Origin of the sequence: Streptomyces massasporeus (genome assembly GCF_014648995.1) — a bacterium.
GTDB classification, from domain to species: Bacteria; Actinomycetota; Actinomycetes; order Streptomycetales; family Streptomycetaceae; genus Streptomyces; species Streptomyces massasporeus.
In genome coordinates this window covers 922,309-932,127 of record NZ_BMSE01000001.1, presented here as the reverse complement: position 1 = coordinate 932,127, position 9,819 = coordinate 922,309, and the positions used below count along the sequence as shown (strand labels likewise).

At 70.3% G+C, this 9,819-nt stretch carries 9 protein-coding genes; 5 read left to right on the top strand and 4 right to left on the bottom strand.

What is annotated here, in order from left to right; genetic code table 11:
• Positions 1-201 precede the first annotated feature (201 nt).
• Complete coding sequence (locus IE153_RS41440) at positions 202-369, bottom strand: transposase (RefSeq protein ID WP_229828799.1); 168 nt, start codon at positions 367-369, stop codon at positions 202-204.
• A gap of 368 nt (positions 370-737) precedes the next feature.
• Here IE153_RS41440 and IE153_RS04220 point away from each other — a divergent pair, with 368 nt between their 5' ends.
• On the top strand, positions 738-1,250 hold the full coding sequence (locus tag IE153_RS04220) for a P-loop nucleotide/nucleoside kinase family protein (RefSeq protein WP_189588385.1): 513 nt from the start codon (positions 738-740) through the stop codon (positions 1,248-1,250).
• Positions 1,251-1,301: 51 nt separating this feature from the next.
• On the opposite strand, the gene IE153_RS04215 is transcribed toward IE153_RS04220, so the two are convergent.
• From IE153_RS04215 to IE153_RS04205, 3 genes are all read right to left on the bottom strand, one after another.
• Positions 1,302-2,555: an IS256 family transposase gene (locus tag IE153_RS04215; protein ID WP_189588384.1), complete on the bottom strand. Its 1,254-nt coding sequence runs from the start codon at positions 2,553-2,555 to the stop codon at positions 1,302-1,304.
• Positions 2,556-2,662: 107 nt separating this feature from the next.
• Positions 2,663-3,313 (bottom strand): IS110 family transposase, encoded by a 651-nt coding sequence (locus tag IE153_RS42550; protein ID WP_308432122.1) that lies wholly within the window; start codon positions 3,311-3,313, stop codon positions 2,663-2,665.
• A 155-nt stretch (positions 3,314-3,468) separates the two neighbouring features.
• On the bottom strand, positions 3,469-5,262 hold the full coding sequence (locus IE153_RS04205; RefSeq protein WP_189588382.1) for a thiamine pyrophosphate-requiring protein: 1,794 nt from the start codon (positions 5,260-5,262) through the stop codon (positions 3,469-3,471).
• 239 nt (positions 5,263-5,501) lie between these two features.
• Between IE153_RS04205 and IE153_RS04200 the strand changes: the two genes are divergently transcribed.
• The 4 genes from IE153_RS04200 to IE153_RS04185 all read left to right on the top strand — a co-directional run bounded on the left by IE153_RS04200 (position 5,502) and on the right by IE153_RS04185 (position 9,774).
• Positions 5,502-6,296 (top strand): RNA polymerase sigma factor SigF, encoded by a 795-nt coding sequence (locus tag IE153_RS04200; RefSeq protein ID WP_189588381.1) that lies wholly within the window; start codon positions 5,502-5,504, stop codon positions 6,294-6,296.
• Positions 6,297-6,552: 256 nt separating this feature from the next.
• Entirely contained in the window at positions 6,553-7,269 is a 717-nt protein-coding gene (locus tag IE153_RS04195) for a hypothetical protein (RefSeq protein WP_189588380.1), read from the top strand.
• A 208-nt stretch (positions 7,270-7,477) separates the two neighbouring features.
• Positions 7,478-8,725 (top strand): aminotransferase class I/II-fold pyridoxal phosphate-dependent enzyme, encoded by a 1,248-nt coding sequence (locus IE153_RS04190; RefSeq protein ID WP_189588379.1) that lies wholly within the window; start codon positions 7,478-7,480, stop codon positions 8,723-8,725.
• Complete coding sequence (locus IE153_RS04185) at positions 8,722-9,774, top strand: MBL fold metallo-hydrolase (RefSeq protein WP_189588378.1); 1,053 nt, start codon at positions 8,722-8,724, stop codon at positions 9,772-9,774. The genes IE153_RS04190 and IE153_RS04185 overlap by 4 nt, the downstream gene beginning before the upstream one ends.
• Positions 9,775-9,819: the final 45 nt, after the last annotated feature.

The window sequence follows — 9,819 nt, the reverse complement described above, 5'->3', positions numbered from 1 at the left end:
GAGGCTGCTATGTCGTGTCAAGCGGCTTGATCGAGTTCCTCAATGCTCCCGATCTTGGTTCGGTCAGTCCGTTCAAGAATCTTGAAGATCTGACGACAGATGGTGTGCTTGAGGCATCGCTGTGCGTCGCGGGAGGTCTTCCCCCTCGGTAATTCTGCGGGCGATGTACGTCTTCGTGGCGGGGGCGAGCCGTATACGGGATCAGATCAGGGTGATGGTGTGCATGGCCCGGTTGAGGTGCCGGTCTCCACTGCGATTGAGTCGGTGTCGGTTGGTGAGCCCGGAAGACATAGGGATCGGCGAGACGCTGGCAAAAGACGCGAAGGCGGCTTCTGAGCGGAACCTGCCCTGATGGGGCCATGTGACCAGGATCTGAGCTGCAGTGATCGGCCCGACGCCGAGCAGGTCGAAGAGCTCTGGAGCGGACGCTCTGACCAGCGTGAGGATCTTCCTCTCAAGATCCTTGGCTTCGGTTTGCAGGGCTTAGATGCGTTGGGCGGTGGATCGAAGCGCCCGTGCTGTCATCCGGTGCTCAAGGTCCCAGGCCGGGCGATCCCGGAACTGAGCACAGTGGGTGACGTGGGACGGACGCTTGAGTTTCCGCAACTCGGCGCGGAGGGAGTAATTGTCAATTCCTGTGGATGTCGTCGCGTGACTTGATGACTCGGGATGGGGATGTCTGTGCCGTTCTGGCGTTGATGGCTGGTCGGTTCGGTCGGGCGTGCGAGGGTGTCGTCATGTTGATCGCGATGGCGGGGCTGCCCGGTGCGGGGAAGAGTTCGGTCGCCGAGGCGTTGGGGCGCAAGCTGACTGCTCCGGTCGTGTCCGTGGACCCGATCGAGGCGGCGATGTGGCGTGCGGGGGTGGCCCGTGACCAGCCCACGGGCCTGGCGGCGTATGTCGTGGCCGAGGCGGTGGCCGATGGTGTGCTCGGTATGGGCCAAACCGTGATCGTCGATGCGGTCAACGCCGTGGAGGCGGCGCGGGGACAGTGGCGGTCGCTGGCGCATCATCATGGTGTGCCGCTGGTGTTCATCGAGGTGGTGTGTTCGGATCCGGTGGTGCACCGCCGTCGATTGGAGAACCGGTCCCGGGGGATCGAGGGCTTTTCTGAGCCGACGTGGGAGGTGGTGGAACGGCTGCGGGAGGAGTTCGCCTCGTGGCCCGATCACCGGTTGGTGCTGGATGCGATGACTGACCTGTCGGCAAACGTTGCGACGGTCCTTGAGGTCCTCTCCGCGAGAGCCTGATCCTCAAGCAATGCCAGATCAGCAGTAAAGATCTCTGGATCGTGGGGTAGTTCAGGCTGCGTGGCCTTCGGGGCGTTCGACGAGGTGGCCGCGTTCGAAGCGGGCTCCGGCGCGAACGAGGGCGACGAGGTGAGGCGCGTTCACGGCCCGCCATCGGGCCTGGGCGGACTCGACGAGCTTGAAGACCATGGCCAGGGCGGCGGCCGCGCTGCCGGCGCCCTTGGTGACCTTCGTGCGCAGGCGGACGGTAGCGAAGGTCGACTCGATCGGATTCGTGGTCCGCAGATGGATCCAGTGCTCGGCGGGAAAGTCGTAGAACGCCAGCAGTTCGTCCACGTCGTCGGTGATCTTCTTGACGGCCTTGGGGAACTTCGTCCCGTAGGTCTTGGCGAACGCCCCGACCGCCTTCACGGCGTGCTCACGGTCCTCGGCGTTGTAGATCTCCTGCAGGGCCTTCTTCGCACCGGGCTGGGCGGACTTCGGCAGGGCGTTCGCGACATTGGCGATCTTGTGAACCCAACATCTTTGCTGGCGCGTCTCGGGGAATACTTCGGCCAGGGCCTTCCAGAATCCAAGCGCCCCATCGCCGACCGCGAGAAGGGGAGCGCGCATCCCTCGGCGAGCACAGTCGCGCAGGAGATCTGCCCAGGAGTCGGCCGATTCGCGGTAGCCGTCGCTCATCGCGATCAGCTCCTTGGTGCCGTCCGCGCGAACGCCCATCAGCACGAGCACGCATGACTTCGCCTCCCGCAGGCGTATGCGCAGGTGGATGCCGTCGGCCCACACGTAGACATAGTCGCTGGCAGACAGATCGCGCTCGCCGAACGCTTGGTGGTCGGCCTGCCATTGCTGGGTGAGCCGGGTGACCGTCGCGGGTGAGAGGCCAGCCGCCGAGCCGAGGAACTGCTCTAGCGCAGGCACGAAGTCGCCGGAGGACAGGCCATGGAGATAGAGCAGGGGCAGCACTTCGCTGATCTTCGGGGACTTGCGGCACCAGGGCGGCAGGATGGTCGAGGAGAACCGCTTGCGCTCGCCGGTGGCCTCGTCGACACGCCTGTCGTTCACCCTCGGGGCCTTCACCTCCACCGATCCGGCCGCGGTGGTGACCCTTCTCGGCTGGTGATAGCCGTTGCGGACCACCAGGCGGCGCCCGTGCTCGTCACGCTGATCAGTCAACTCGGCTATGTAGACGTTGACTTCGGCCTCCAGGGCGGCGGCCAGCATCCGCCTCGCGCCCTCGCGGACGATGTCGTCGATCAGGGAACCGGTCTCTGTCGTTCCATCGGCATTCACTACGCTCAGCACGGACGTGCCTTCCCGACCGACGGTGCAACGTCGGCCTGCTCGATGACCAGAAGTCGATCACTCGGGAAGGTACGCCCTTCGCGTCCAACCCAAGGCCGATCCACAGGTCATGAGCATTGCTCGCGCGGAGGTCGTCTGGGTCGCAGACGATCAGTCCCTTGACCTGGTTGAGCGGCTGTGGAGGCGAGAACAGCTCCGTGGCGGGTGGCGAGAAGGACACGCAGCGCCTCGCGCTCGCCGCGGAGTCGGCGCTGTATCAGGTGCTCGGTGGCCAGGGCCTCCTTCGCGGCCCGGATGGCATCGAGCATGACGGTCTTGCGTCCGCCCAGGTTGGTGGCCCGCTTAGGCCGGCAGACCTCGACGACCTGCTCGCCGGCCTGGTCAAGGAAAGAGACGAGTCCGGCGCTGTGGCTGCCGATGCCTTCCAGAGCCCAGCAGCGGCGGCCGGGGACTTGCTCCCGGGCGAAGTCCAGCAGACGCCGGTAACCGCAGGCGTTGGCTGGGGAATCGGTGCTGGCCAGGACTGCACCGATGGGATTGACAGCCGCTGCTGCGAGGGTATCTCGGTGGGTGTCGACGCCAATGACGCCGTCGCCTTGTTCTACCAGGATGGCCACGTGGTCGTTCTCATTATTGGGCGGACGGCTGTCGTCAACTTGCGATGTGGAGGCGTCACCACTCGTCCGCCGGTCTGTGCTCCCGTGCCCTGGTAGCCGGCATCCGTGAGGATCTCCAGACAGGAACGGGCCGTCGGCCATGAGCTGGGCCAGTCCCAGCTGTCTCGCCTGGTGATGTCGGCGCAACTGCCCGGCCTACGTAGGTACGGCACTGAACAGTTCAACGCGCTACTGAACTGACCACTGAACTGTTTCGTGCGCAACTGAACTCTTCAGTGCCGTTCAACACGCGGCGGCTACTTCTTCTCCCGCCCCGGCAGGAACTCCTGCACCTTCGCCTTGAAGCCCCGCTTGACCATCGCTCCCCGGTCCGCGTCGCCCTTCAGGACCGACGCGGCGGTCGCCTCCATCTGGTCCCAGGTGGCGTGCGGCGGGATCGGCGGGACGGCCGGATCGGTCAGGAACTCCACCACCGCGGGGCCGTCCGCCTCCAGCGCGGCCCGCCAGGCCGCCTCCACGTCCTCCGGCTTCTCCACCCGGATGCCGGTCAGCCCCAGGGAACGGGCGAACGCGGCGTACTGCACGTCCGGAAGCTCCTGCGACGGCAGGAACGACGGAGCACCCCCCATCGCCCGCAGCTCCCACGTGACCTGATTCAGATCGTGGTTGTTGAACACCGCGATCACCAGCCGCGGATCCTCCCACAGGTGCCGGTACTTGGCCGCCGTGATCAGCTCCGCCATCCCGTTCATCTGCATCGCACCGTCCCCGACCAGCGCGATCGCCGGCCGGTCCGGGTGCGCGAACTTCGCACCGATCACATACGGCACCCCGCAGCCCATCGTCGCCAGCGTGCCGGAGAGCGAGCCGCGCATGCCCGGCCTCATCGTCAGGTGCCGGGCGTACCAGTTGGCCGTGGAGCCCGAGTCGGACGTGACGATCGCGTCGTCCGGCAGTACCGCGTCCAGCGCACGGGTCACGTACTCCGGGTTGATCGGGTCGGCGTCCAGCCCGGCCCGGCGCTCCATGACGTCACGCCAGCGCGTCACGTTGTCGCACACCGTGTCGTACCACTCGCGCCCGCGCCCCTCCTCGATCAGCGGGAGCAGCCGATCCAGCGTGGCCTTCGCGTCGCCGACCAGGTTCACCTCGTACGGGTAGCGCATCCCGATCATGTGCGGGTCGATGTCGATCTGCACGCCCCGCGCCGTGCCGAACTCCGGCAGGAACTGGCTGTAGGGGAACGACGACCCGATGGTCAGCAGCGTGTCGCAGTCCCGCATCAGCTCGTAGGACGGACGGGTGCCCAGCAGGCCGATCGAGCCGGTGACGTACGGCAGTTCGTCGCTGAGGACGTCCTTGCCGAGCAGCGCCTTGGCGACACCCGCGCCGAGCAGTTCGGCGATCCGCTCCACCTCGGTGCGCGCCCCGGCCGCGCCCTGACCGACCAGGATCGCCACCTTGTCACCGGAGTTGAGGATCTCGGCGGCCCGCCGCACCGACTCGTCGGACGGCACGGCGGTCCACGCGCTGCGGTCCAGACTGGAGGGCACCATCTTGAACTCGTGCGTCGGCGGCGCGTAGTCGAGCTCCTGGACGTCGCCGGGGATGATGATCGCGGTCGGGCAGCGGCGCGCGTACGCCGTGCGGATAGCCCGGTCCAGCACGTTCGGCAGCTGCTCCGGCACCGTCACCGTCTCCACGAACTCGGAGGCGACGTCCTTGTACAGTGTGTGCAGATCGACTTCCTGCTGGTAGGAGCCGCCCATCGCGGTGCGGTGGGTCTGGCCGACGATCGCCAGCACCGGCACGTGGTCCAGCTTGGCGTCGTACAGGCCGTTCAGCAGATGGATCGCACCCGGTCCCGACGTCGCGGCGCACACCCCGAGCCGGCCGCTGAACTTGGCGTAGCCGACCGCCTGGAACGCGGACATCTCCTCGTGCCGCGACTGCACGAAACGCGGCTCGTTCTCCGTCCTGCCCCACGCGGCGAGCAGGCCGTTGATGCCGTCGCCGGGATAGCCGAAGACCTGCTCCACTCCCCATTCACGCAGCCTCTGCAGGACATGGTCGGCGACCTTGGTGCTCATGTACGACCTCCCGGACGTAGGGGGACAGACCCGGCAGTACGAGTCACCCTGCGCGACAGCGGAAAACCTCTCCGGGTTTGCGGGTGGGGGCCGGGGGCAGGCGCACATGAGTGCTTCGGACAGGAGGCACGTCCGTGGGAGCGGCGAGCGAGCCGCACCGGCGCGCCCCTGTCCACAGTGATCGCGCTTCCACGGTGCCCGTCCAACCCGAAGTACTTTCAAGGGAATTGCGACGTATCATGCCGACTCGATCCAGTACGAAGAAGCACCCCCACGACGACGCCCCCGACACCGCCGAGACCTTCCGCAGGATCGCCTCCATGCCCGCCGGCCCGGAGCGCGACGCGCTCCGCGACGGGATCGTCGAGGCCTGGCTGCCCATGGCGGACCGCCTCGCCGGACGCTTCCGCAACCGGGGCGAGAACGCCGAGGACCTGCGCCAGGTCGCAGCCCTCGGCCTGGTCAAGGCTGTCGACCGGTACGACCCCGAGCTGGGCAACGCCTTCGAGAGCTACGCCGTACCGACCATCACCGGCGAGATCAAGCGGCATTTCCGCGACCACATGTGGACCCTGCACGTACCCCGCCGTGTCCAGGACCTGCGCAACCGCGTGCGCTCCGCCGGCCAGGACCTGTCCCAGACCATCTCCGGACGCCGGCCCACCGTGGCCGAGATCGCCGAGCACGCGAACCTGAGCGAGGAGGACGTGCGGTCCGGCCAGGAGGCACTGGAGAGCTTCACGGCGCTGTCCCTGGACGCGGAACTGCCCGGCAGCGAGGACGGCTACTCCCTGAGCAACGCGCTGGGGTCCTACGACCCGGCGCTGGACACCGTCGTCGACCGCCAGGCCGTGAAGGCCCGGCTGGCGGCGCTGCCCGAACGGGAGCGGGCGATCCTGTACATGCGGTTCTTCGGGGACATGACGCAGAGCCGGATCGCCGAGGAACTGGGGATCTCGCAGATGCACGTGTCCCGGCTGATCAGCCGGTGCTGCGGGCGGGTGCGGGAGCAGGTCATGCGGGACGCGGCCTGACCCACGTCCTTGGGCCTGCGGGACGTGCACTGACGCACGCCCCTGGGCCTGCGGGACGCGGTCTGGCGCATCGCCCTATGCCTGCGGGACGTGCCCTGACCCACGGCCCTGGGCCTGCGGGCGCGGCCCGGCACGGGCCCCGGGACGTTCACCCGGTTGGAGGGCACCGTCCCGCTAATGGGGTCCGGTCCCGCGCGGGCCCGTCGGCGGCGGGCTGTCATGGCAGAGGGGTATGACTACCGAAGGAGTCCCCTCGATGCGCCGCAGCCTGCACGCCCTGTCCGTCGCCGTCCTGGCCGGCTCAGCCCTGGTGGGCTTCGCGCCGGCCGTGTTCGCCGAACCGGCCGCCGAGGTCAGTCCCGCCACCGTCCAGCCCGGCGGCACGCTCACCGTCTCGGTCAGCTGCGATCCGACCGGGGGACCGCCGCCCGACACCATCGACGCCACCTCTGAGGCCTTCGACGAGGGCACGGTGCCGCTGCAACGGGTCACCGGCAACGACGACGAGGTGTCCGGCCCCGCCTACCGCGGCACAGCGCGTATCGCCTCCGCGGAGAACTTCGAGGGCGACCCCGACGCCCCGGCGGAGGACTCGGCATGGAGCGTCGAGGGCACCTGCCCGGCCGCTCCCGGCGGCGAGGGCGCGATCTGGAGCGCGACGTTCACCGTGGCCCACGGCTCAGGCCCCCACACGCCGTCGCACAAGCCCACCCACGAGCCCCCGTACGACCCCACGCGCCCACCCACCCACAAGCCCTGTCCCGAGCCCTCGCACCACTGGATGCCGAAAGCCCCCGAGGCGCACCCCACCGAGTGCGGCGAGGCGCCGGTCCGGCGCGGGGTGCGGGCCGGTGACGGCGGTGCCTTCACCGACTCCGTGCCCGCCCTGGTAGCGGGCGGGGTGCTGATCGCGGGCGCGTTCGGTGCCGCCGCGCACCGGCTGCGCCACCGGGAGAGCGACCCCCACCGCTGACCCGTCGGGCCCGTTCCACCGCCCCGGAAGGGCCCGGCTTCCCCGGCCCGGCCCGCTCATGCTGTGACCGTCACAACCCGGCGGGGCGCCCATGGGGCGGCGGCACGCTGGGTACTCAGTGCCCGAGGGCACGAGCCGCACCGTACGGCGCACGCGCCCGGGGCGACATCACAAGGCGGCACCAGGCACTGGCACTGCGGAGGTACGGATGCGGCGGACGGCCCCGGAAGGTCACGGCCCCGTCCGGTTCGGGCCGCCGCTCCCCGAGGACGGGCTGCCCGTCCTGCCGGAGCTGTCCGCGGTGCTCGCCGCCGCGGCGTCCCGCGGCGCCCACGAGCCCGTCGGCGGCGGCCGGGCCCTGCGCGAAGCCGCATGCGGCCACTGGGACCGGCGCGGACTGCACTGCGACCCGGACCGTGTGGCCGCCGCCCCCGGCTCGCACGCCCTGCTGCTCGCGCTGACCGCCGCCCTCGGCGGTGACGTCCTCGTACCGAGACCCTGCGCCGCCTGGTGGGCGCCGTACGCACGCCTGCTGGGGCGCCCCGTCTTCCATGTGCCGACCCCGCCGGAGAGCGGCGGCGTTCCGGACCCGTACGCCCTGCTGGAGACCGTGCGCCGGGTCCGCGCCGAGGGCGGTGACCCGCGGCTGCTCGTGCTGTCCGTCGCCGACGACCCCACCGCGACCGTCGCCCCTCCCGAACTGCTCCACGAGACCGTCGAGGCCGCTCAGGGGGAGGGCCTGCACCTCGTCAGCGACGAGACCTGGCGCGACACGCTGCACGATCCCCACGACACGGTGCTGCTCAGCCCCGCCGAGATGGTGCCCGACCGGGTCACCGTCGTCACCGACCTGGCCGGTGCCCTGCTCCCGCCCGGCTGGCCGGCCGCCGTGGCCCGCTTCCCGGCCGGTGAGGACGGCGAGGACCTCCACGCGCGCGTGCTCGACATCCTCACCGCCCTCGACGCCCGTGTCGCCGCGCCCATCGCCGCGGCGGCCGGTTACGCCCTGGGGGAGCCGGAAGCGGTCACCGCGCGCGTGGCGGCCACCGTGCGCCTGCACGCGCTCCTGGCCGCCGAGGCGCACGCTGCCGTCGTCGCCGCGGGAGCCCTCGCCCGGCCCCCGCGCTCCGGCCGCCACCTGTACGTGGACCTGGCCCCGCTGCGCCCCGCGCTGACCGCGCACGGCGTCGGCGACGCACAGGAACTGGAGGACTTCCTCGGCGCCCGCCTCGGCATGCCGGCCCCGGGCGGGCACCGCTTCGGCGACGACCTCGAAGCCCCGCGCGTGCGGCTCTCCACCGGCGCGCTGGTGGCCGGTTCCGACACGGAACGCGCGGAATGCCTCACCTCACCCGCACCGTTGGAACTGCCGCAGGTGCACCACGCGTTGAGCCGACTGAAGTCGGTCTTCGACGATCTCCGCGACGAAGCTCGGCGATGGGAGCCTCCTCGATGACGCAGCAGTCCGAGTCGGCCACCGGCCCGACGACCCGGGAAGCCGACGAGCCCGGGATCCCCTCACCCCTCGCACCCCCGTACCCGCCCCTGGCCGAACCCCGGCCGCCGGCCGAGCGGCGGGTGTGGCCGCGCACCTTCCACGACCGGCTGACCGCGCCGCTCCCCGGCCTGAAGGCCATGGCCCGCTTCGCCCGGGAGGGCGCGGTGAGACCGGGCCCGGAGGGCCTCGCCGACATCCCCCGGCTGCCCTACGCCCCCGCCCCGCTGCCCCGCGTCGACGCCCGCACCGTCGCCGTCACATGGGCGGGGCACGCCAGTTGGGTGCTGCGCATCGGCGGACTGACCGTCCTCACCGACCCGGTGTGGTCCCGCCGCATCCTCGGCACCCCGGCCCGGATCACGCCCGTGGGCGTCCCCTGGGAGGACCTGCCGCGCGTCGACGCCGTCGTCATCAGCCACAACCACTACGACCACCTGGACGCCCCCACGCTGCGCCGCCTCCCGCGCGACACCCCGGTGTTCGTCCCGGCCGGGCTCGCACGCTGGTTCCACCGCCGCCGCTTCACGCGCGTGACGGAGCTCGACTGGTGGGAGGCGGCCGAACTGGACGGCGTCCGCTTCGACTTCGTCCCCTCCCACCACTGGTCCAAGCGCAGCCTCACCGACACCTGCCACAGCCTGTGGGGCGGCTGGGTCCTCACCGACCAAGAGGGCCAACGCGTCTACTTCGCGGGCGACACCGGCTACGGCCACTGGTTCTCCCGCATCGGCCGCCGCTACCCCGGCATCGACCTGGCCCTGCTGCCCATCGGCGCCTACGACCCGCGCTGGTGGCTCCGTGACGTCCACTGCGACCCGGAGGAGGCGGTCCGCGCGGCCCAGGACCTGGGCGCGACCAGGATGGCCCCCATGCACTGGGGCACGTTCGTCCTGTCCGCGGAGCCGGTGTTGGAGCCCCTGACGCGCGTACGCGCGGCCTGGGAGAAGACGGGCCTGCCCCGGGAGAACCTCTGGGACATGCCGGTCGGCGCGTCAAAGGTGCTGTAGGTGTCGTAGGGGCGCGGGGAACTGCGCGATCAACCACGGAGAACC